This is a genomic window from Ruegeria sp. YTSC199 (assembly GCF_059609725.1).
In genome coordinates this window covers 152,164-174,630 of record NZ_JBXWMF010000001.1, presented here as the reverse complement: position 1 = coordinate 174,630, position 22,467 = coordinate 152,164, and the positions used below count along the sequence as shown (strand labels likewise).

The 22,467-nt window shown below is 58.7% G+C and carries 24 protein-coding genes; 11 read left to right on the top strand and 13 right to left on the bottom strand.

Annotated elements, in window-relative coordinates:
- Genes AC2FEE_RS00895 through AC2FEE_RS00875 form a run of 5 tightly spaced genes read right to left on the bottom strand, consistent with a single transcriptional unit; the run spans position 1 to position 4,855 of the window.
- The gene (locus AC2FEE_RS00895) at positions 1-678 is read right to left on the bottom strand and encodes a hypothetical protein (protein WP_496862432.1); all 678 of its coding nucleotides are present in this window, start codon (positions 676-678) and stop codon (positions 1-3) included.
- Positions 678-1,121 carry an ATP synthase subunit C gene (locus AC2FEE_RS00890; protein WP_170441555.1) on the bottom strand — a complete coding sequence of 148 codons (444 nt, stop codon included), beginning with the start codon at positions 1,119-1,121 and terminating at the stop codon, positions 678-680. Before AC2FEE_RS00890 ends, AC2FEE_RS00895 begins: the two co-directional genes overlap by 1 nt.
- Complete coding sequence (locus AC2FEE_RS00885) at positions 1,118-2,914, bottom strand: V-type ATP synthase subunit I (RefSeq protein WP_496862431.1); 1,797 nt, start codon at positions 2,912-2,914, stop codon at positions 1,118-1,120. Before AC2FEE_RS00885 ends, AC2FEE_RS00890 begins: the two co-directional genes overlap by 4 nt.
- On the bottom strand, positions 2,911-3,516 hold the full coding sequence (locus AC2FEE_RS00880) for a V-type ATP synthase subunit D (protein ID WP_496862429.1): 606 nt from the start codon (positions 3,514-3,516) through the stop codon (positions 2,911-2,913). The genes AC2FEE_RS00885 and AC2FEE_RS00880 overlap by 4 nt, the downstream gene beginning before the upstream one ends.
- Positions 3,494-4,855 carry a V-type ATP synthase subunit B gene (locus AC2FEE_RS00875; protein ID WP_496862427.1) on the bottom strand — a complete coding sequence of 454 codons (1,362 nt, stop codon included), beginning with the start codon at positions 4,853-4,855 and terminating at the stop codon, positions 3,494-3,496. The genes AC2FEE_RS00880 and AC2FEE_RS00875 overlap by 23 nt, the downstream gene beginning before the upstream one ends.
- Positions 4,856-5,098: 243 nt before the next feature.
- Between AC2FEE_RS00875 and AC2FEE_RS00870 the strand changes: the two genes are divergently transcribed.
- From AC2FEE_RS00870 to AC2FEE_RS00835, 8 genes are all read left to right on the top strand, one after another.
- Entirely contained in the window at positions 5,099-6,838 is a 1,740-nt protein-coding gene (locus tag AC2FEE_RS00870; protein WP_496862426.1) for an ABC transporter substrate-binding protein, read from the top strand.
- 83 nt (positions 6,839-6,921) lie between these two features.
- Complete coding sequence (locus AC2FEE_RS00865) at positions 6,922-7,971, top strand: ABC transporter ATP-binding protein (RefSeq protein WP_496862425.1); 1,050 nt, start codon at positions 6,922-6,924, stop codon at positions 7,969-7,971.
- A 1-nt stretch (position 7,972) separates the two neighbouring features.
- Entirely contained in the window at positions 7,973-9,049 is a 1,077-nt protein-coding gene (locus AC2FEE_RS00860; RefSeq protein ID WP_496862424.1) for an ABC transporter ATP-binding protein, read from the top strand.
- Positions 9,046-9,909 carry a carbohydrate ABC transporter permease gene (locus AC2FEE_RS00855; protein WP_496862423.1) on the top strand — a complete coding sequence of 288 codons (864 nt, stop codon included), beginning with the start codon at positions 9,046-9,048 and terminating at the stop codon, positions 9,907-9,909. The genes AC2FEE_RS00860 and AC2FEE_RS00855 overlap by 4 nt, the downstream gene beginning before the upstream one ends.
- Positions 9,906-10,703 (top strand): carbohydrate ABC transporter permease, encoded by a 798-nt coding sequence (locus tag AC2FEE_RS00850; RefSeq protein ID WP_058280831.1) that lies wholly within the window; start codon positions 9,906-9,908, stop codon positions 10,701-10,703. The genes AC2FEE_RS00855 and AC2FEE_RS00850 overlap by 4 nt, the downstream gene beginning before the upstream one ends.
- An 8-nt stretch (positions 10,704-10,711) precedes the next feature.
- Entirely contained in the window at positions 10,712-11,116 is a 405-nt protein-coding gene (locus tag AC2FEE_RS00845; RefSeq protein WP_496862422.1) for a DUF2160 domain-containing protein, read from the top strand.
- Between the two features lie 66 nt (positions 11,117-11,182).
- Positions 11,183-11,578: a BlaI/MecI/CopY family transcriptional regulator gene (locus AC2FEE_RS00840; protein WP_496862420.1), complete on the top strand. Its 396-nt coding sequence runs from the start codon at positions 11,183-11,185 to the stop codon at positions 11,576-11,578.
- The gene (locus tag AC2FEE_RS00835; protein WP_496862419.1) at positions 11,565-12,662 is read left to right on the top strand and encodes a M56 family metallopeptidase; all 1,098 of its coding nucleotides are present in this window, start codon (positions 11,565-11,567) and stop codon (positions 12,660-12,662) included. Before AC2FEE_RS00840 ends, AC2FEE_RS00835 begins: the two co-directional genes overlap by 14 nt.
- Before the next feature lie 3 nt (positions 12,663-12,665).
- On the opposite strand, the gene AC2FEE_RS00830 is transcribed toward AC2FEE_RS00835, so the two are convergent.
- Together AC2FEE_RS00830 and AC2FEE_RS00825 are read right to left on the bottom strand one after the other, a co-directional pair.
- On the bottom strand, positions 12,666-14,069 hold the full coding sequence (locus tag AC2FEE_RS00830; protein WP_496862418.1) for an MATE family efflux transporter: 1,404 nt from the start codon (positions 14,067-14,069) through the stop codon (positions 12,666-12,668).
- Between the two features lie 97 nt (positions 14,070-14,166).
- On the bottom strand, positions 14,167-14,769 hold the full coding sequence (locus AC2FEE_RS00825) for a TetR/AcrR family transcriptional regulator (protein ID WP_496862417.1): 603 nt from the start codon (positions 14,767-14,769) through the stop codon (positions 14,167-14,169).
- Positions 14,770-14,883: 114 nt separating this feature from the next.
- Between AC2FEE_RS00825 and AC2FEE_RS00820 the strand changes: the two genes are divergently transcribed.
- On the top strand, positions 14,884-15,585 hold the full coding sequence (locus AC2FEE_RS00820; RefSeq protein ID WP_496862415.1) for a PspA/IM30 family protein: 702 nt from the start codon (positions 14,884-14,886) through the stop codon (positions 15,583-15,585).
- A gap of 48 nt (positions 15,586-15,633) precedes the next feature.
- Entirely contained in the window at positions 15,634-15,924 is a 291-nt protein-coding gene (locus tag AC2FEE_RS00815) for a YiaA/YiaB family inner membrane protein (protein WP_496862414.1), read from the top strand.
- Here AC2FEE_RS00815 and AC2FEE_RS00810 read toward each other — a convergent pair.
- The 5 genes from AC2FEE_RS00810 to AC2FEE_RS00790 are packed head-to-tail and all read right to left on the bottom strand — an operon-like array spanning position 15,921 to position 20,974.
- Positions 15,921-16,895, bottom strand: a complete 975-nt coding sequence (locus AC2FEE_RS00810) for a hypothetical protein (protein ID WP_496862413.1) — start codon at positions 16,893-16,895, stop codon at positions 15,921-15,923. The genes AC2FEE_RS00815 and AC2FEE_RS00810 overlap by 4 nt on opposite strands.
- Entirely contained in the window at positions 16,895-18,001 is a 1,107-nt protein-coding gene (locus tag AC2FEE_RS00805; protein ID WP_496862411.1) for a hypothetical protein, read from the bottom strand. The genes AC2FEE_RS00810 and AC2FEE_RS00805 overlap by 1 nt, the downstream gene beginning before the upstream one ends.
- Positions 17,998-19,194: a hypothetical protein gene (locus AC2FEE_RS00800; protein ID WP_496862410.1), complete on the bottom strand. Its 1,197-nt coding sequence runs from the start codon at positions 19,192-19,194 to the stop codon at positions 17,998-18,000. The genes AC2FEE_RS00805 and AC2FEE_RS00800 overlap by 4 nt, the downstream gene beginning before the upstream one ends.
- Positions 19,179-20,054: a HesA/MoeB/ThiF family protein gene (locus AC2FEE_RS00795; RefSeq protein ID WP_496862408.1), complete on the bottom strand. Its 876-nt coding sequence runs from the start codon at positions 20,052-20,054 to the stop codon at positions 19,179-19,181. Before AC2FEE_RS00795 ends, AC2FEE_RS00800 begins: the two co-directional genes overlap by 16 nt.
- Positions 20,051-20,974: a hypothetical protein gene (locus tag AC2FEE_RS00790; protein WP_496862406.1), complete on the bottom strand. Its 924-nt coding sequence runs from the start codon at positions 20,972-20,974 to the stop codon at positions 20,051-20,053. Before AC2FEE_RS00790 ends, AC2FEE_RS00795 begins: the two co-directional genes overlap by 4 nt.
- A 248-nt stretch (positions 20,975-21,222) precedes the next feature.
- Here AC2FEE_RS00790 and AC2FEE_RS00785 point away from each other — a divergent pair, with 248 nt between their 5' ends.
- Positions 21,223-21,693 (top strand): putative molybdenum carrier protein, encoded by a 471-nt coding sequence (locus tag AC2FEE_RS00785; RefSeq protein WP_496862404.1) that lies wholly within the window; start codon positions 21,223-21,225, stop codon positions 21,691-21,693.
- Positions 21,694-21,840: 147 nt separating this feature from the next.
- Here the strand turns inward: AC2FEE_RS00785 and AC2FEE_RS00780 are convergent, their stop codons facing one another.
- On the bottom strand, positions 21,841-22,284 hold the full coding sequence (locus AC2FEE_RS00780) for a hypothetical protein (RefSeq protein ID WP_496862403.1): 444 nt from the start codon (positions 22,282-22,284) through the stop codon (positions 21,841-21,843).
- Between the last annotated feature and the right edge of the window lie 183 nt (positions 22,285-22,467).

Sequence of the window (22,467 nt, the reverse complement as noted above, 5' to 3'; positions counted from 1 at the left end):
TTACCGGATCACCCCTTCCAACACCGCGCGGAAGCGGGGTTGCAGGTGTTCCATCAGCAGCGAGGCGACGGCCTTGTCGGTCAGGTCCAGTACCACGCCCTGGTCCTCGGCCCGGACGCGGATACCGTCCTGCGCATCGTCCGAAGCGTGCAGCTCGACCTGCTCGCGTAACATCTTGGCGGTCAGACCAAGCACGTATTTGGTCAGCTTGCCTGACTGAATGTCGTCGGCGTTCTGCTTGATATCCTCTTGCGTTGCGACTTTGGCGGGTAGGATGACCTGCACCTTGCCGTCCAGTTTAGCTTCAGCGGCGGCACGGCCCACGACTTCGAGGATCATCTGTTTCAGAAGATCCGGATCACCCATTTCCTTGGTGACCAGACGTTCGACATCTTCGCGGAACCGGTCCGTCAGGCCTGCCTTCATGGTCAAGACCGCGTCGCGCATGGCGGTGTTCAGTGCCTCTTCGCCTGCCGCGCGATAATTGTCGGACTCGCTGCGGGCCTTTTTCTGATACGCATCCGCTTCGTGCTTGGCGTCGGCCAGTATTTTCGCAGCCTCTGCCTTGGCATCCGCGCGCAGTTTTTCCGCATCCGCCTGCCCGGCCGCCACCCCATCATTGCGCAGCTTGTCAATCAGAGCGTCGACACCATGCGAGATCATCCCATCCTGTGCCATCAGCTGATCCCCGCACTGATGACCAGCGCAAAGACGAAGGCGAAGACGCCAAAACCTTCGATAATCGCGGCGGGAGCCAGCGACAGACCGAAGATTTCGGGTTTCTCTTTGGTTGCGTTTATCGCCGCGGCACAGGCCCGGCCCTGCCAGATGCCGCAGTACATCAAAGCGATACCCGAAAGGATACCGATCCCGAACAGCCCGCCGGCGTTATCCGGCGTCACGTCGCGGTTCAGCGTAAACATGATGACGATGCCGTAGATCACCATGGTCGAGGGGAAAGCCGAGACACCAACGAACCGGCCATAACCGCCCTCGGTTTCAGTCATGGCACCTATGCTGGCCATCCCCGCAATTGAACAGCCAATGGCGCTTGCCGCCGCACCCAGCGCCATGGGCGCATAGATTCCCAGCCAACCCAATGTCAAAACAAGCTCATTCATTCCTGAACCTCCTTGCGGGCGAACGGGCGAAAGACGATGCCTTCGTCCGGCAGACCCCATTTAAAGAATTCGATGTAATTGAGACGTAATCCGTGGACGACGCCACTCATCAGCGCGAGGGCGAAGTTCAGGATGTGACCGATGATCAGGATCAGCAGACCGAACAGAATGCCCGGCCCTTTCAGCGCGTGAATCACTGACATCGCCAGATCGTTAAAGGTGATCGCCAGCGAGGCCGAAGCCAGTCCCAGCGCAAACAGGCGCATATAGCTGAGCACATCTCCAAACGCGCCCATAGCTCCGGCAAGGCCTTGCACACCATCGATCAGACGCCATGCCCAGTCGGTGGGCTTCTTGATCACCCGCTCACTGGAGAAGAGCAGGATCGCCAGAGCCCCCACGATCAGTATCGCTGTGCCCGGTGCCGGGGAGTTTCCCTTCATGTAGCTGAGCCACAGAACGAACCCGCCAATTAGCGCCGCAATCCACCCCAGATTGGCGATGGCCTTCCTCTGCCCCCACGCCGCCCAAGCGGCCAGAGCATTGGCCAGAACCAGATGCAAAACACCGACTACAATCGACACCATCATCATGGCCCCGAAATTGTTCATATCCAGCAGCTTGAGTTTGGCCCAGATAGACCCATCCGGCGGCGACACTCCGAAATAGCTTCCGACCAGAATACCGTACACAATCGTGGCGCCCGACAGGATCAGCCCGTAAAGCCGCCACGATCTCTGCCCGACGGTCCCTCCCATCCGCTTCCAAAACAGCAGCAGGCCCAGCAAGATGACGGCTCCGTATCCCGCATCGGCCACGATCATCGCGAAAAAGAACGCAAACGAGGCGGCGACGATGACACTGGGGTCCCAGTCCTTGTAGCCGGGCACTTGATAAAACAGCGCCAAGTCTACTGCAGCACTGCGTTTTTCCGGTTGCTCCAGAAGTGTGGGCGGCACGTCGCCTGGTGCTGGCTCCTCGATCAGAACAGCGGCATGCTTGGCCTCGGCCATGTTCAAAACCGCATCGATGCGATCCTCGGGCACCCAGCCTTGCAGAGCAAACATCACCTGTTCGTCGCGCACTTTCTGGGTTGCATGAGCCAGTTCCGCCGCGCTTTCCGCCACGGACAGGTTCCGCCGCATCAGCGTCAGATACCGTGTCTGTGCAACCCGCTCAGCCTCAAGCGCTTCGATGGCGATCTCGGCCTCTTCCAGCTGCGCTTCCAATTCACGAATAGGCAGCGACCCGGTATGGGTGCGCGCAACCGGCAGGATGTCGTCGGCGGGTTCGTCAGGCGCGATCAGGACTGCGTAAATGAAACGATGGTCCTGCTCCAGTATGGCCCAGGGCAGCGACAGTTCAGACAGTGCATCGCGGTGTTTCACCGGTAATTGGTAGAACCACAGCCGGTTGCCTGCCAGCACGTCATCGGGCGGGAAGTCCAAATCTCCCCAAGGCCGCACTTGGGTAATCCGGTGGGCCAAAAAGTCCCGCCGGTCGGTCGTGTCACGCGTGCGCTGCATCAAGTCCAGCACGTCCTTGACGAACCGGTCCATGTCAAAACTAGGGTCACGCTGTATCTGGCGGCGCGGCTCGGGCACATCATTCAGAAAACGCAGCGCCTTGTAGGCGTCCCGTGCGCCGCGCTCACTGATCTTTTCAGGCTCGGCCGGCGGTGGTGCCAGCGGCAGGACATGCATACATCCCAGTTCCTGCAACGCCTCAAGCGTTTCAGTTTTCTGCTCGGCGCGCCCAACCAGCGACAGCTTCTTGAGGCGCGCGACACTCATGACACCGCCTCCTGCGCGTGTTTGCGTTTCGAGATTTTCGAGCGCACGACGGCCTGCATCTGCTCATCGCTCAGATAGATGCGGATTTTCTTGATATTGGCCTTGGCGCGTGGAATCAGAACCTTTTCGAACAGGTTGACGCGCTGGGTGACTGTGGCGACGGCCTTGTCAAAAATCTTGACCCGTTCCTCTGCCACTTTGACCCGCAAGCGCGCTTCGATCATGTCGTGCAGCAACTGCGCAGCCGCATCGACCCAATGGGGTTTGGCCAACAAAGAATAAGGCCGCACAGCAACCTCGATGCGGTCGAGAGCGGGCATCTTGACGCCGACAACGTTGACCTCTTTGACTTTGTAGTCCTTCAGTTCAACCAAACCGTCCAGATCGATACCCTGTTGCGCCAGCATTGGCAGCTTTGCCCCGACCTGTTGGGCCAGTTCCTGCACTTCTTCTTCCAGGCGTCGCACATCCTCGCGCGCTTTGGCGCGTTCCGCCATCAACTGCTGGCGCTTCAGGTCCAGCGACGGCAGGAACCGCTCATAGCTTTTTAGCTGCGTCTGCTGGCGGGCCAGCGACGATTTATTCAGCTGCAACCGCGCCATCGGCATCCTTCGGGAAATATTTGTCGACCAAAGCCTGTTTCATCAGCAACTGTTCCGGTGCAAAACACTCGGCCAGCGTCTTCCACCCCAGATCCAGTGCCTCTTCCAGCGGGATCGACACGTTGATGTCCATGAAGCGCGACCGGAACAACGCACCAAATTTAAGCAACTGGCGATCGTAGTCCGACAGATCAAACGCCATCGCCTGCTTCTGCGCAGCATCGCGACTTTCGGAATAGAACCGGATCATCGTATTCATGATCTGGCCGTGATCTTCGCGAGTGGTCTTGCCAATCACGTTCTGCTTGAGGCGCGAGAGGCTGCCGAAAGGGTCGATCACGCCGGAATGCAGATAGATCTGCCCTTCGGTGATGTAACCCGTATTGTCCGGCACCGGGTGGGTCACGTCATTGCCGGGCATCGTCGTCACGGTCAGCACCGTCACCGATCCGCCCTTGGCATAGTCGCAGGCCTTCTCGTACCTCCGCGCCAGTTGCGAATAGAGATCGCCCATATAGCCACGTTGTGAGGGCACCCGTTCCTGACTGATCCCGACTTCTTTCATAGCATCGGCAAAGGCGGTCATGTCCGTCAACAGGACCAGAACACGCTTGCCCTCCTCCACCGCGAATTTCTCGGCCACGGCCAGCGCCATGTCGGGCACCAACAGGCGTTCGACCAGAGGGTCCATCGCCTGATTGACGAACATCACCGTGCGCGAGAACACGCCCGCGTCTTCGAACGACGTCCGAAATGTGTGATAATCGTCAAAGATCAAACCCAACCCGCCGAACACCACGATATCGGCGTCGGCCTGAATACCGATTCGGCTCAGAAACGCATTGAACGGCTCGCCCGACACTGAAAAGATCGGGATTTTCTGGCTTTCGACCAGCGTATTGAACACGTCGATCATCGGCACATCCGTGCGGATCATCTTATTCGGGACCGCTCTTTCAGCCGGGTTTACAGTCGGCCCTCCGATTTCGATTCGAGGCTCAGCCGACAGGTCCGGCCCGCCATCAATCGCCACCCCTGCCCCATCAAACACACGACCCAGAATATTGGCCGAGTACGGCGTCTGCATCGGGTGACCAAGGAAGGTCGCGGTTGCTTCGGTCGAGATCCCTTTGGTGCCGGAAAACACCTGTAGCGTCACCACATCGTGGTCGATGAAAATCACCTGCGCCAAGGTTTTATGCCCATCGACCGTCTCGATCACCGCTAGGTCATTGAACCGAACCGCAGCTTCTGCGGACCCGTCCAACGGCACCCTGACCTTGATCGTATCCCCCACAATTTCCAGTACACGCGTGTATTTCAACAGACTCTGGGACATTGCCTATCCTCATACGTCCTAGTGATTTTGCCAATCAGCGACACGTTCGTCAGCGGCATTTTTTGTAATCGCGGGTGCAGCTTACAACGAATTCAAAAATTGACAACCGAGGATGCGTTGTCGTTGCGCTACCCTCAATTTCATCAATTACTAAAAATTTAGTTTGACACATACGCAAGAAATCGCTGATGCTGTTCGCCATCCGGTTTGCGCCGGAAACCATAAATTTTTGGGAGGAAACAGATGCGGAGACATCTACTTTCCGCAGTGGCGGCGGCTGCCGTCATTGCGGGGCACGGTCCTGCTTGGGCCGACGAAGCCGCAGCACAACGTTGGATCGACGACGAATTCCAGCCATCGACCCTGTCGAAAGACGAACAGATGTCGGAAATGCAGTGGTTCATCGAAGCTGCACAACCTTACGCTGGAATGGAAATTAACGTCCTGTCCGAAGGCATTCCGACCCACTCTTACGAATCCGAGGTTCTGACCAAGGCATTCGAGGAAATCACCGGCATCAAGGTCAACCACCAGATCCTTGGCGAAGGTGAAGTGGTTCAGGCTGTACAGACGCAGCTGCAAACCGGCCGAAACCTTTATGACGGCTACGTCAACGACAGTGACTTGATCGGCACCCACTCGCGCCTGCAGTTGGCCTACCCGCTGACTGACATGATGGAAGGCGACTGGGCGGCGACCACATCGCCGACGCTGGACCTGGATGACTTTATGGGCATTCAGTTCACCACTGGCCCTGACGGCAAGCTTTACCAGTTGCCCGATCAGCAGTTTGCGAACCTCTACTGGTTCCGGAAAGACTGGTTCGATGATGAGGACAACAAAGCCGCGTTCAAAGAAAAGTACGGCTATGATTTGGGCGTACCGGTCAACTGGTCGGCCTATGAGGACATCGCCGAGTTCTTCACCAATGACGTGAAAGAAGTCGACGGTGTGGCGATCTACGGCCACATGGACTACGGCAAGCGCGCACCTGACCTTGGTTGGCGTATGACCGATGCTTGGCTGTCAATGGCCGGTGCCGGTGATGTCGGCGAGCCGAACGGCATTCCGGTTGATGAGTGGGGCATCCGCATGGAAGCGGGCACCTGTAACCCTGTTGGTGCATCCGTGTCCCGCGGTGGTGCTGCAAACGGTCCCGCTGCGGTCTACGCGATCCGCAAATGGGATGAGTGGCTGCGTGCCTATGCGCCTCCGGGTGCGGCGTCCTATGACTTCTACCAGTCGCTACCAGCACTTAGCCAAGGCAACGTCGCCCAGCAGATCTTCTGGTACACCGCCTTTACTGCCGACATGGTGAAGCCGAAATCCGAAGGCAACAACACCGTGGATGACGAGGGCACGCCGCTGTGGCGGATGGCGCCCAGCCCGCACGGCCCCTACTGGGAAGAAGGCCAGAAGGTTGGGTATCAGGACGTGGGTTCCTGGACTTTCCTGAAGTCGACCCCAGCGGATCGCGCTCAGGCGGCCTGGCTGTACGCTCAGTTCGTGACCTCCAAGACTGTCGATGTGAAGAAGTCCCACGTGGGTCTGACCTTCATCCGCGATAGTTCGGTCAACCACGAGTCGTTCACCGAACGCGCACCCAAGCTGGGTGGTCTGGTCGAGTTTTACCGCTCTCCTGACCGTGTGGCATGGTCGCCCACTGGCATCAACGTGCCGGACTATCCGAAGCTGGCCCAGATCTGGTGGCAGCAGATCGGTGATGTGAACTCGGGCGCGTTTACCCCGCAAGAGGCGATGGACCGTCTGGCCGAAGAGATGGACATCACCATGGCCCGTATGCAGGCCGCGGATGAAAGCGCCGGTGTCTACGGTGGTTGTGGCCCCCGTCTGAACGAACCGCAGGACCCGGAGTTCTGGCTGGAAAAAGCCGGTTCGCCGAAAGCCAAGCTTGAGAACGAAAAGCCGCAGGGTCAGACCGTCAACTATGACGAACTGGTTCAGCGCTGGCAGTCTCAGTGAACCATTGAAACCCGGGGGTGCCGGTTCAGGCATCCCCACCCCAAAGACCAGTGCATTGCACTGAACGACCGGAACCCACGGACATGATCGAATTACAAGACGCCACCAAACGCGTTGGCAATGTTATCCATATCAAGCCCACGAACCTGACGCTTCAGACCGGCCATTTCAATGTGCTGCTGGGCGCGACCGGCTCGGGCAAGACCTCTCTGATTAAGATGATGGCCGGGCTGGACCCGATCGCCCAAGGCAAGGTCCTGATGGATGGGCAGGACGTGACACGGCTGAACACGCAGAAGCGTCAGATCAGCCTCGTGCACCAGTTCTTCGTGAACTACCCACATATGAGTGTTTTTGACAACATCGCCTCGCCGCTGCGCGTGGCCGGCATGGCGAAGTCCGAGATTGAAGGTCGCGTTGAAGAGGCCGCCGATCTGCTACAACTGCGCCCGATGCTGCACCGTCGCCCGCATGAGCTGTCGGGGGGGCAACAACAGCGTACCGCTTTGGCCCGTGCGATTGCCAAGGAGAGCCGCGCGGTGTTTCTGGATGAGCCGTTGGCAAACCTCGACTACAAACTGCGCGAGGAACTGCGCGAACAGCTGCCTGATCTATTTGCCGGACGTGGGGCCGTGGTGGTCTATGCCACCTCGGAACCCGAAGAGGCGCTGCTGTTGGGCGGTTACACCGCGTTGATGGAAGACGGTCGCGTGACCCAATTCGGCCCGACCGCCGACATCTATCGCAACCCCGAGAACATCGCCGCCGCACGCGTGTTCTCAGACCCGCCGATTAATTTGGGCCGAATCACCGTCTCTGGTGCTCAGGCACAACTGGCTGGTGGAGGCGGCTGGTCCGTCACGAATATGGCGGATGGAGACTACATGGTCGCCGTGCGCCCGCACCGGGTGACACCCTTCCGCACGTCTGACGCGGATGTGGAACTGACGGGCCGCGTGATCGTGACCGAACTGTCGGGCTCAGACTCCAGCGCGCATTTCCAGCATGGCGATGACGCGTGGGTTTCTCTCGCCGCAGGTGTGCACCCCTATCAGGTCGGTGAAGATCACAGTTTCTACATGAACCCGGCTCATTGTCGGTATTTCGGCCAAGACGGCAAAAGGGTGGCCTGACATGGCACAAATCAAGCTTTCAAACCTCCGCCATAGCTACATGCCGTCGCCGAAGGGCCCGGAGGATTATGCGCTGAAGGAAATCGACGTGACCTGGCGCGATGGCGGTGCCTATGCGCTGCTTGGCCCGTCTGGCTGCGGCAAGTCCACCTTGCTCAACATCATCTCTGGCTTGCTGACGCCCTCCGAAGGGCAAATTCTTTTCGACGGTCAGGACGTAACCGCCCTGCCCCCCGATCAGCGCAACATCGCGCAGGTATTCCAGTTCCCGGTCATCTACGACACCATGACCGTGGGCGAAAACCTGGCCTTTCCGCTGAAGAACCGGGGTGTCGACCCCGCAACGATCAAGCGCCGCGTTGACGAGATTGCCGAGATGCTGGATGTCACCGATATGCTGGGCACCAAAGCCTCGGGCCTCAGCCCGGACAACAAGCAGAAGATCTCGATGGGACGCGGTCTGGTGCGTGACGACGTGAACGCGGTGATGTTCGATGAACCGCTGACTGTGATCGACCCGCACCTGAAATGGAAGCTGCGGTCCAAACTGAAAGAACTGCATCAGCGGGTCAAAGCCACCATGATCTATGTGACCCACGACCAAACCGAGGCGCTGACCTTCGCGGACGAAGTTGTGGTGATGCAGGAAGGCGAAGTAGTTCAGATCGGCACCCCGGTCGAACTGTTTGAACGTCCCCAGCACACATTCGTCGGCCATTTCATTGGCTCGCCCGGTATGAATGTCTTGCCCTGTGAGGCGAAAGGCGACCGCGCCATGTTCGAAGGCCACGAAGTGATGCTGGAAGGGCCTACCCATGGCGACGGAGGCCGCACTGACCTGGGTATCCGCCCGGAATATGTGGGCTTCGGTGATACCGGCATCCCGGCGCAGGTGACCAAGGTTTCCGACATTGGCCGCCACTACGTGGTCAGCGCGATGGTGGGCAACACCGCGCTAAAAGCTGTGACCGAACACAGCGCACCCGAGCCGGGCTCGCAGGTATTCCTGCAATTCAATCCTGAACAATCCCGCGTCTATCGCGACGGCTGGATCGCAACCGAGGAGCGGGCGCAATGAGAACGGAAAACCAAAAAGCGTGGTTCTTTGTCCTGCCGGTGCTTGCACTGGTTGCTTTCAACGCACTGGTGCCGATGATGACGGTGGTCAACTACTCGGTTCAGGAAACCTTCGGCAACAACCAGTTCTTCTGGGAAGGTCTGGGCTGGTTCGAGCAGATCCTGCGATCCGACCGGTTTCAGGCTGCATTGGGTCGACAATTCCTGTTCACCTTCCTGATCCTGCTGATCGAAGTTCCCCTGGGCATCATCGTCGCCCTATCAATGCCCCGCAAAGGCTTCTGGGTGCCGGTCTGTTTGGTCCTGATGGCACTGCCGATGCTGATCCCGTGGAACGTGGTCGGCTCGATGTGGAACATCTTCACCCTGCCCAAGATCGGCCTGATGGGGTACTTCCTGAATGACGTTCTGGGCATCAATTATGACATGACCCAACAGCCGATCTCGGCCTGGATCACGGTCGTTGTCATGGATGTCTGGCACTGGACCTCGCTGGTGGTTTTGCTGTGCTATGCCGGTCTCGTGTCGATCCCCGATGCCTATTACCAAGCCGCCAAGATCGACGGCGCCAGCCCGTGGTCGGTGTTCCGCTATATCCAGCTGCCTAAGATGAAAACCGTCCTGACAATTGCCGTTCTGCTGCGGTTTATGGACAGTTTCAACATCTATACCGAGCCCTTCGTTCTGACCGGCGGCGGCCCCGGCAACTCAACCACCCTGCTATCGATTGACCTTGTGAAGATTGCGTTGGGACAGTTCGACCTTGGCCCTGCGGCCGCGATGAGCCTGATCTATTTCGCAATCACGCTGCTGGTCAGCTGGGTCTTCTACACTCTGATGACAAAGGATGACGCGCAATGAAGAAGCGGTCCCTTATCCCGATCCTCTATATCGCGTTCCTGATGCTGCCGATCTATTGGCTGGTGGCGATGTCCTTCAAGACCACGAACGAGATTCTGTCAGGCTTTTCCCTGTTTCCACAGACCTTTACGTTGGAAAACTATATCACCATCTTTACCGATCCGACGTGGTACTGGGGCTACATCAACTCGATCATCTATGTGACGATCAACACAGTGCTTTCGGTCTGTGTGGCCCTGCCTGCGGCCTACGCGTTCTCGCGCTATCGGTTCCTGGGGGACAAGCAGTTGTTCTTCTGGCTGCTGACCAACCGGATGGCCCCAGCGGCGGTGTTCGCGTTGCCCTTCTTCCAGCTTTACTCATCAATCCATCTGTTTGACACGTATCTGGCCGTGGCGCTGGCGCATACGTTGTTCAACGTGCCATTGGCGGTTTGGATTCTGGAAGGCTTCATGCGCGGCATCCCGAAAGAGCTGGATGAAACGGCCTATGTAGACGGCTACTCTTTCCCGCGCTTCTTCGTGACGATCTTCCTGCCCAACATCAAGGCGGGCGTGGGCGTCGCGGCATTCTTCTGCTTTATGTTCTCGTGGGTCGAAATGCTGCTGGCCAAAACCCTGACGGCGGTCGAGGCCAAGCCCATCGCTGCCGTGATGACCCGGACGGCCTCCAGCGCCGGGTATGAACTCGGCCTGCTGGCCGCTGCGGGAACCCTGACCATCATCCCCGGCGCCATCGTCATCTGGTTTGTCCGCAACTACATCGCGCGTGGTTTCGCGATGGGACGCGTGTGAGGTTCGATATGCGTAAACTACTTCTCACCCTTCCCTTCCTACCCTCGACGGCCTTTGCCCAGGCACAGACCGGATGGGGCAATGTCGGCCAGCAAGAGGAAAAGGGGTTCTCGTGGACCGACCCTCTGTGGCCAGACTTCTGGATGGCCTGGACCCCGGCGACTCTGGCATTGTTCGTGGGCATCTTCTCGGCCATCGCCTTGATTGGCGTGCTCGAAGGTTTCAAATACCGCGACGGGATTGAGCGGCGCGGTGTGCTGGGCCTGACGACTACGCTGGGTGATCGGCTGTTCATCACCCTGCTGGGTTCGGCCTATATCTTCCTGGCTTGGCTCGGGCTGGTGGGTCAGCCCGTCTGGATACCCCTTTTCTTGTCGATCGGCTGGGGCATCTTCGTCTTCTGGAAAGTTTAAGCTTTGCGAAACAGCGAAAGGATGCTTGTCTGTCAGGCATACTAAAAAATGCGACACGAAAGACCGATGCGAAAGAAAAAAACAACAAACCTGCTGACCGAAGTGGAACTAGAGTTCATGAATGAGCTCTGGGCGCTCGGTCGGGGCTCGGTCCGTGACGTGCTGGATCGCCTGCCGCCAGAACGCAACCTGGCTTATACGTCCGGCGCAACCATCCTGAGGATTCTGGACGACAAAGGTTTTGTCGAAAGCCACAAGGACGGGAAGACGCTGATCTATACGCCGCTTCTGGAAAAAGGCAGGTATCAGGCACGGTCGCTGCAGAACCTGTCGCGAACCCTGTTCGACGACACACCTGCCACGCTGGTCGCACGTCTGGTTGATGATGCGGGCCTTAGCGAAGCCGATCTGGAGGAAATTCGGGCACTGGTAGAGAGGAGACTGCAAAATGACAGCGGTTAGACCGGTTCTCGACGCGTATCTTGAATGGAATCTTGTCCTCGGCCTTGCCGCAATTCTCTGGCTGGTCGCTCGGGGGCTTCTGTCCCGAACCTCACTCAGCTACGGGTTTGTGGTGCAGCTGCGTGCGCTTAAGGCGCTTTGTTTGTGTATCGTCGTAAGCCCATTGCTGGCCCTGGGCGTATCTGCGCTGGCGACGCACACGCAGGCCAAAGGCACCGTTGCAATCGGCGACATTGCCGTGGCGGCCTATCTGCGTGGCGACATCGCGATGCCCGCCACTCAGTTTGAGGCGTTACTGAACACGCGCCAACGTTGGGTTGAGGTATTGTTTAGCGGAGACTACCCGATTGTATCCGTGACCCTTGTGCTGATGGCGCTTGCGTCGCTGATCTATACCCTGCGCGTGATCCGCGACGGGCTGGCGATCCGCGAGACGGTCAACACCAGCTTCTTGTGGCGCCGCTCGGCAACGGTGGACATTCGCCTTTCCGACCGCATTTCCGTTCCTTTCGCGGTCCGGGGCTTGCGTCGGCGTCATGTCGTGTTGCCCAGCCACCTGCTGGACACCCCGCGCGAGCTGCGCTTTGCACTTGCGCATGAGCTTCAGCACGTGCGCGCCGGGGATGTCGAATGGGAGTTGGGGTTCGAACTTCTGCGTCCTCTGCTATTCTGGAACCCCGCCTATCTGGTGTTGAAGTATCAGTTCGACCGCCTGCGTGAATTGGCCTGCGATCAGTCGGTCGTGGCACGCAAAAACATCAACGCGCGCGATTATACCAATTGCCTGCTGGACTATTGTGCCCGCACCGTTGAGCGTGGCAGTCCGCGCGTTCTCAACGTGGCGCTGGTCACCGGTGGCAAGGCGAGACATGTACTACGTCAACGGGTGATCGCATTGGCGGATGCGCCTGCGGTTCAAACGTCGATGCCGTTCATGTTCCTCGGCCTGACCATCCTGTTCGCACTCGTCCTGGGGCTGGCCGCCGCGTCGGTCCGTCAGACCGAAGATTGGAGCCATGACCGTTTGATGTTGTCGACGGTGGTTAACCTTGAACGGCTCGAAGCGCGCAATCAGGGCAACTGACACTTACCAGCCACGGCGACCAAAAAGGGCCTGCAAGCGGGTCTGCCCTGCAAAAGGGTCGGCAGGTTGTGGCGCGGCCAGGTTCGCAACAACCCGCCGGACCAGCATCCAGCAGATCACGGCAAAGATGACTCCTCCCAGCGCCTGCCCCAGCAACACGCCGGGTGCGCCCGCGATATAGGCCCCGGCAACTGCGAAGGGCCAGGTGCCCAGCGTGTGCCGCCCCCAATTCACCCAGGTCGAATAAATCGGGTGACCCAGATTGTTAAAGCTGGCATTCGCGACAAAGATCACCCCGTTGAAGAATGAGGCCAAGGCCAGCGGTCCGCAGAACAGATAAATCAGCGCCCGTGTCTGCCCCTGCGCCAGAAACAGGTCGGCAATCGGTGCGCGCAGCAGGAACAGGGTTGCCGCCATCAGGCAGACATACACAGCAGTGAATTTAACACCCGCCAAGAAGGTCGCTTTCACCCGGTCATACTGCCCTGCCCCAAAGTTCTGCCCCACAATTGGGCCGATGGCCCCGGACAGGGCAAAAACAACCGAAAACGCCACCGGCATCAGCCGCCCGATTACCGCCATTCCGGCCACAGCGTCGGTTCCGAACTGCGCGATCTCGCGGATTACAATGGCGTTGCCGATAGGCGTGGCGATATTGGTCAGGACGGCGGGCACGGCAATTGCTCGGACAGGTTTGACATCCTCCCCCAACTTCCGCAGCGATGGTCGCCCAAAACCACGATGCACGCGCACTGCCGGTCTGACTGCCGCAATCAACATGCAAACTCGCGCAATGACCGAGGCGATGGCCGCCCCGTCCAGCCCCAACCCAACGGCAAAGATCAGGATCGGGTCCAGCACCGCGTTTGCCACCCCGCCGTAAATCGTGGCCTGCATCGAGCGCCGCGCATCCCCATACGCGCGCAACACCGCCATCCCAGTCATGGCAACCGCCATCACCCACATGGTCGGCAGGATGATCGAAACATAGCGGGTGGCCAGTCGTAGCACTTCGCCCTCTGCGCCCAGCAGAGACAGGCAAAATGTCAGGTTGAACAGGACGGTCACTGAGATGACCAACCCGACCAGAGCACCCAGAACCGCAACGCTGGTGCCGAATTGACGCGCTTGTTCATGCCGACCGGCTCCCAACTCCCGCGCCACTAAGGCGCCAGCGGCAATCGACAGACCGACATTGATTGAATTGGTGAAGAACAAAAGCGTTCCGGCATAGCCGACCGCAGCGGCCAACGCATCGTTACCCAGCATCGAAATGAAGATCATGTCGACGAAATCCACCGCGAAAATCGCCATCAGGCCAATGCTGGTGGTCAGCGACATACGGGTAACGTGGCCCATCAGGCTACCCGTCAGAAAGACCGCTCTACCTTCGGATTGTGTTGCCATGTGTAGCTCAGCCCCTGCCCCTCTGGCCAATTTGCCCGCGTTTGCTTCGATGATGCAACGGCAATCTCGGGGCGAGTTTTCAGCCGTGGTTAACCCATTATTCTAATTGGTCTGCCTGATACCCGCGCAGGAACTGCAGGACGAACCTCGACAACTCTGACCGCACGGCATCAGTGTCCAACGCGACAAACCGGCCTTCAAGCGAAAGCTTGACGATGCCATGGACGGCCGAGAACACGGTGCGCGAACGCAAAGCCAGAGTGGCCTCATCCAGCCCCGGACTTAATTGCGACAACGGAGCCATGACCTCGGCAATCAGAACTGCGTGTTCTTCCAGGTGCCATTCGGGCACTGGCACGCCCGGTGGCATCCTGTGGTCAAACAGGGCGGCCCAAAGGTTCGGGTTCTCGGTCCCGAAATCAAGGTAGGCCAATGCAAGCGCCAACAGTTTGTCTTCGGGGTCTTCCTTTGAGGCTGATGCGCTTTGTAATGTCGCATGCAAGCGCGCCAGCGTGCGGGAATTCACCGCCATAATCAAAAGGTCCAGATCCTCGTAGGCGTTATACAGGCTACCCAGCGCGCATCCCGCATCTTTGGTGATATCTCGGGCCCGCAAAGCCGCCAATCCGTGCGACTTCATCCTATCCTCGGCTGCGCTCAGTAGATTTTCCTTCAGAATTTCTCTTTTGTTTTTCGCCACTTAAATCTCCTCAACATTCAATTTTATGAACGGTGTTCATTTTTAATGTTGAACAACGTTCAGAATCAACGCATAGTCACGTCATGAACAATGTTCATAAACGAGGAGCCAAAGATGTTCAAACAGTTTGCCACTTTGTTACGAGGCCGGGCCTATGAGGCGGCAACCGTAGTAACGGACCGCCATGCCCTACCCATTTTGCGGCAGCAAATCCGGGATTGCGCCCATGCTGTTCAGATGTCCCGCAAGGCCGTCGCCGTTGCGATGGCCCAGAACGAGCAAGAGAAGAAACAGCATGAGCGGTTGACCCAGCAGATCGCTGACCTTGAGGCCCGTACGCTGGATGCCCTGCAACAGAACCGCGAGGATCTGGCCCGTGACGCGGCCGACGCCATCGCACATCTCGAGGCCGAACGCGACGTCTCCACCCAGGCGCAGGTCCGGTTCAACGCGGAAATCGCCCGGCTTCGCACCGTTCTGCGCGAAGCTGAAACCCGGCTGCGACAATTGCAGCGCGGTCAACGCTTGGCCACGGCGACGGACAAAACGCAGCGTCTGCAGCAGGTGGCCCCTGACAGTGGCCTGACCACATTGCGCGAGGCCGAGGACACCCTGCAACGACTGCAGGAGCGGCAAAGCAAAATGGATGCCACCGCCCGCGTCATGACCGAGTTGGAGATCACCGGATCAGCCGAGAATATCCGCGACCGTCTGGCCCAAGCCGGCTGCGGCAAGCCCTTGCGCTCCAATGCGGACGAGGTTCTCGAACGCTTGAAAAAGAAGGCCCAAAAATCTGGCAAGTCGAAGTCGAACTGACATCAGAAACCAAATTCAACGTACTGATAAACTGAAAGGATTAAACCAATGAATACCGAAGAAACCCCGAACCTGCCCCAGTCGAACGCGTGGAACATGTTCACCATCGCCTCATTCATTGTCGCGGCTGCGATGATGGCAGGCGGTATATATTTCCTCGAGGCCAGCTTTGCGGCGAAAGGGTTCTACTCGATGTCCGCGCTGATGCTGGTACACACCACCGTCTCGATCACCAAAACGCTGCGTGACCGCGAAGAATCCCGGCGTCTGCACAATCGGATCGAAAATGCAAAGACCGAGAAACTGCTGAAAGAAGTGGGCGACAATATCGCCGCCTAAACGATCACGTCGCGCAGGGAAAGGCGCGCGCGGCTGGGGGTGGCTCCGTTGGCGACCCCCAACCGCAATGCGTTGAAGAGCACCTGGTCGCCGGGAACATTGAACCGATCCGAAATAGCCGCGCGCGTGGCTGGATCATCCGCCAGCGCTGCTGCAGGCCAACCCACCAACCCTCGGGCCGTGGCCTGCAACCAGGATCGGTAAAACGCCCGTCCAGCGTTGATCATCAACCCACCTGCGGGCCAGTGAAACAATGCAATCGCGCTTGCGGCCCTGCTGCGCGCGGCTTCACCCGAAAGCTGCGGACCAAGGCCCAGCGTTGACAACAGGTCGTAGACCCCGCTGGCTAGAACCGTCGGCACCAGTTTTGCGGTGAACGCGTCCATGGCCAGAACGTCCCGGTTCAGGCCGTCGAAATCATATTTCGGATCATCCTTACGCAACCGCATCCATTGCAGCAACTCAGTACGGAAGGGTTTTGGCCGCATGATCCGCGCCGAAGCGATGTCGATCTGGCCAGCCAGACAGTCGATCTGCGCCGGCTCCGTTACCAGCGTCATTTCCGCGCTCACCCATTTTTCGAAGGCGGTGATTGGCGCAGGTGAAAACCCTGCCCGATGCGTCAGACGCTTGGGCATCTCTGCCGCCAAAGCAGTATCTTCCGGGACCGCGGTGCCTTCAGGCACAACCCGAGCAATGGACCTCAAACCGGTATCCCCTGCCCCTTCGGACAGCACCACTTTGGCCCCTACCCCGCGCGCGGCAAGAGCCAGAACCGTACCTTCAACTGCCGCACCGCATGAGACCTCCAAGTCACGATCCGTCGGATCACCCACAGGCAGACGCCGGGACAGCTCAGCGAGAACGTCGATGCCGCCATCGCGCAACGCCCAGCGCGCTGGCTGCGTATTGTGCGCCGAAGGGGCCAGCATCGCCTGCGCCACAACGGCTTCGAATTCCACCCGGTCCATTATGTCAACTCCTTGGAAAACAGGTGCAGCCGATGCAACGGCATCGCCCCGGCCTTTTCGGTTTGCCGCAGACTGGCCGTGTTTTCGTCTGCAATCCAGGTGCCACCAACCGTTTCATACCCCGCAGCGATCATGTCACGTGTCATTTCGCTGAGCATCAGGGGATTGACCGAACGGCCCTGAAACTCTGGCATCACGCCCTGAAAAATCACCACGGCGCGATTTCTGCGGGCCTTGTAACGCAGAAAATGCCACGGAAGAGACAGGCGCATCCGGGAGCCAACCCGGCGTAACAGCGGGTTGAGATCGGGGATCGCTATCACTGCTCCGGCAGGTTTGCCCTGATAGTGCACCACTTTGGATATGCGCGGGTCCATGATCCATTTCATGTCTTTGGCTTGAAAGTGGAACTCTTCGGCCGTGACTGGAACGAACATTGGATTGTCTTTGAAACTGCGGTTCAGGATGGTTCGCGCGTCCTCAAGCCGCTCGGCAATGGTCGCGCGAGTAACGGGGGCAAAGGAAAACCCCTGATCCAGCAAGTGCGCACGCTGAGTGTCGTGCAAGACCTGCGGGGCGGGCGCCACATTCAGACGGCGCTCAAAAGTTGTCATGTGAAAATGCGGCTTATACCCGTTCGACATTAATAACCCCGGCAGGTGAGGCGGTCCCCAGATCTGGTCTGTGAAGGGTGCCTGATCGAACCCGCCAGTCATGACGCCGGCCTGCTGCATCGCTGTCAGGTTGAAATTGCCGGTCAGCCGCGTCATGCCTTTTTTGCCGACCCAGTTTTCCGCAGCCTGCAACAGGGCGGTGGCAGTCTCAGTATCGTCGGCGCAATCGAAGAACCCGAAACACCCCCGGGCCTCATGATGCAGATCGTTTGAGGCCCGGTGCAGATGCGCCGTGATCCGGCCAACCGGTTTACCCTGCCGTAGAGCAGAGAAGTAGGTAAAGTCCGACGCCTCAGAGAACAGCGGATTTCCGACGGAAAGGAACCGCTTCAAATCCGCCTTCATCGGTGACACGTAAAGGGTATCCGGCCCATAGGCGTGGAACGGAGCGGAAAAGAAGCTTGGGAAGTCTCGTTCCAGAAGTTCAATCATCCCTGCGCCTCGGCCACCAGAAATCCCGCCATCCGCTGCACAGCGCGCAGGGCGGCTCCGGTGCTGTCCAGCGTCGCTAAGTCCGGGCAGTTGAGCATCACTACCCTCAACGGTTCGGTCGAAAGCAACACGGCATGGGTCGCCTCAAAACGGGAGAACAGCCAGTTTACCTGTTCATCATCCGTAGCGCCCACCTGTTGAACAGGCATTTCGCTGAACCGGGACCGCAGGTCTCCCAGATTCATACCCTTCAAATCGACCTCTTCCACCTGCACCGCGTCCGGAGCCCCGGCAGCGCGGCGCAACAAGGTTAGGCCTGCCTGCGGCCCCAGCCCCCTGGCCTCGGCGATCTCGCGCAGGGCAACCAGTTGGCGGTCCTCGATTCGCAGGGCAATCGCGGCTTGCCATATCGCCAGCAAGATTAGCGCAGATACAACGATCGCCATGACCTGTATACCGGCCCGCAAGTCTAGCGAGACAAGCCCGGACAGGGTCAGGGTCAACAGTCCGGTCACCAGAAACACGATTCCGAAGCTGCGCAGAATATCTGCGGCCCGCAACCCCGAGCGGTTCATCCCTATCGACAGCCAGCACAGCACTAAAACGGCCACACCACCCAGCCTGACCGGGGCATCGACCACTGCTTCGCGCATGTAATCCGTTGCCAGAAAAGGCAGGATCAACAGGAAAGACAGACTCATTCTGTTGACGGTTCTGTTCTCGGTCGGAGACAGGCTGTCCCTGTCGCGTTGCGACACGAACACTGCCACGCCACCCAGCCCGATCAGTTGGAACAAAAGCAATCCAGTCAGTCGTAAGACCTCAAGACTGCTGAACTGCAGCAACCCCAGCAGGCCAAGGACAGCCGCCCCCCAGACGCAGGTCTGTTTCAGGATTGGAGGTGCGTGGCGACGCAGCAATCCCTCGGCAAGAACCAAAGCAGCCAGGGGCAACAACGCCGCGCAACAGGCTGCAACAGCAGAGAAAAGCCAACCCAACCCACCCCAGTGCCCAATCCGCGACAGCATCAGTACGACCAGCACCCAAAGGCAGAACCGAAACCGTCTGGCAATTTTCGGCCTTTGCACGAGATCGTCCAGATGCAGCAATACAACCACTGCGCCCATCGCGGCGCAGATCGACACCCACGTGTCCGCCAGAAAGGCCGCCGTATCGGTCATGAGGTCAACCATCTGTTCATCTGCCGTCGAACCAACGGTCGCATCAGGGCGGCCAGAAAGCCCGGCAACGGACGCTCGACCTTGCCAATATGGGGGTTCAGGAACCAGCCGCGATAGTCCGCGCCATGCGGGCGCCCCAGTACGGCCTGCAGCGCCTCGCCGGCCATCAGCGTCCCTGCCATGATTACCATGGGCGCAAAGGACATCCGGCTGCGGGTGCCGGCGATGACTTCGCCAGCCAGGGCAAGATCCACATGGTGCCGGGACGAAGAATGGGTCAGCACATATTCAGCCTCGGCGGCAACGGCCGCATCGCGCATCTCTGACGTCAGCGCGTTCCAGAGGGTGCCTTGCGTGGGGTAGTCCAGACGTTCTTCCGGCATCGGATCACCTGAGCCTGTGACGTAAACCGATGGCAAGGGCGAGGCATAGGCGTCGATCACCACCCGCCTACTGATCCGCGCCGTGCGATACAACAGCAGGCTGGCGCTAAGATCATCTGTACCGTTGATGACTACATCCGCACTTTGTACCAACCGGTCCACGTGTTCCGGCCAATCCGCGCCCAGCACTTCGATTTCGGCATCGGGGTTGATTTTCAAACACTGATCCCGGGTCGCAATCGCCTTGTCTTGGTCGATCGTTCCCAACGTTGCAAACAATTGCCGGTTCAGGTTCGAAACCTCAAAACTGTCCTGATCAGCAAGGATCAAGCGCCCGACCCCGGCACGGATCAGGGTCATGATTGCACTGCCACCCATCCCGCCGGTGCCGCAGACAAAAACGCAGGCGTTGCGCAACGCATCCTGCTCGGCCTGTGAGACAAAATCGAGATTGCGCGTGGTGAACTCCTGATATGAAAACGTGCTCATTTACTCTGTTCCCTGGCGCGTAAAATGCCGAAATCCCGGTGTGTGTCGGCCCATTGCCACAACGGCATCGCCAGACGCTGCAATACAGCCGCAAAAACGGCCAGCGCGACAGCGGCGAATGAGCCGCGCGGAACCTCGCGCCCGACATAGGACAGCGCGGTTGGCGTATCCATCTGACCCAGTTGCAGAACGTCATCACCCCGGTCGTAGTCCAGTTGATCCTGGCAATAGTAATTCACTACCTGATCCCGGTGCTTGGGGGCGTCGGCAAAGGTCTTTTTCAAATGGTCCGAACCACCCGTATAAGCGCTGGAGATCACGAAATGGTCTTCGTCAAAACCGGCCTCGGGGCCGACACCAAAGACATGGCGGTGGTGACGCATGATTTCCCGGGCCAGCAACAGATGCAGAAGGCTGCGTCGGTTTTGCGCCCCACCCTCCGGCGCCGGAAAAACACGTGCGAACCCGCTGCCAACCAGCCCCACGACCGCTGGCACCTGCGTTACATTCGAAATCCAAAGCGGCCGCATCCCATTGCGGAACAGCATCAACACGCAGGTCAGCCCGTACAACACCCAACTGAGACCCTGACTACGCAGATCGGGATCGACCATGACTAACCCCAAATGCAGCACTTCCTCGTACCGGTGCCCCAGATCGACCTCCATCAAGGCCAGAGCATTGAAGGCTACCGGCGTTTGATCGTCGCGGCGCGATACCAGCGTGATCACCGACTGCCCCAGCCTGTCGCGATCGCCGGTAAAGACCCCATAGTTCAACTCTCCGGCGGGCAGCGTTTTGGACGCCACCTGACGTAAGTCTGCAACCAGCTCATCCAATTCGGAAGGAGACATCCACAGGCCCGGGCGTTCGACAATGCGAACCCGATACCCGCCCGAGGCGTTCAGACGTACATCCATGTAGCGCTGCGAAGCGGCGCTGATAATGGCGCTTAACAATTCCTGTTCCCGTTTATTTCTGCTCTTTGCCAGATACGAATTTTATTATGACGAAACTAAGGTCTGGGACGTGCTACTTCGCGTCGCTGCCTCGTGCCAATCCTGAACCCATGAACCGGATTTTAGCTCCACGGCACAAGTCCTGAATTCCACCAGTTCCTCATGTTGCTTCAACCGGTTAAGCTCATCTCAGGACAAAGGCATGCATTATGAAAATCGTCTCTGGCGGGCAAACCGGCGTGGATATGGCGGCACTGGAATTCGCGCGGCAAAACGGCCTAGCTTATGGTGGATGGGTTCCCAAGGGCCGCACGAATGAAGCGGGCAGCATTCCAGAGCATTTCACCAGCTTGACCGAGACGGAATCCGAGAAGGTTGTCGAAAGAACCTTCGCCAACGTTGTTTCAAGCGATGCCACGCTGATATTTGTCGATGGGTCGGCAAGCCCCGGAACGCAGCAGACCGTCGCGTTCGCCGAAGAGGCCGGGAAACCGCATCTGGTTGTAGATGTCAGGGATGAGGCGTCAGTCTGCGCGCAGCAGGTGCGGGAATGGCTGCATTCGACTCCTGCTTCGGTCCTGAACATTGCGGGCCCCCGAGCATCCGAAGCACCGCTGATCGGCGCACAGGTTCGCGCGATACTGGACCAAAATCTGGACCTGCTTGAGCGTGAACTTTGACCGTGTTCACCAGCCCGTTTAGGGCGCAGACCTTTCCGCCCCGCCAAACCTTACAAGTACGTTGTGCGTGACTTGTTCGCCCTGCCAGTCCCGCCGGATAAAACCCATCACCCATTGGTAAGTGCCTGCGGTAAAGACCTCGTCCTCTCATCGGTGCCAATGCACAATCGCGCCGTTGCCGCGACTACTGCGATCCAAAGTCACGGGTATGATTTCTCCGAACAGGGCGCGGGCTTTGAGCGTCGCATCCACATCCGCGACATCGGCGGTCTCGCCCCAAACACCGCGCGCCGGCTCAATATTGGTTGCCAAAGCCATCGCCACAAAATCAAGTGTTGGATCAGCCCCATCCGCTCCGTTGGCAAAGGGAAGACTGTCCTCCATCCGGTAACCCACCCCATCGGCTTCGTACCCGAATATGCGGGAGGTTGCTCCCAACTGAGTACCCGCCAGCGCCCAATGGCCGGGCCGATACACCTTACAGCCCCCGCAGCCCTGCCTGACGCAGCTCTCCAGACCGGCATAACCCCCTGTCAGCCCGTTGACCCCAAAGGTCTGCGCACCCGGGCGGTTTGCCGGGGCATAGGTCATGCGATCCGTATACCCCCAAATCTCAAGAACCGAAGCGTTTCGGGCAGGTCCGATTTAGTAATTATCCAGAATATGTAGTGCCTTTGCACGCGTTCTTGGTGTCGTTTGGGGTTTGGGTTATTCCCAACGTCTCACGAATCACAGCACTACCATACAGCAGATGAATCCAAGACTTGTGTTTGA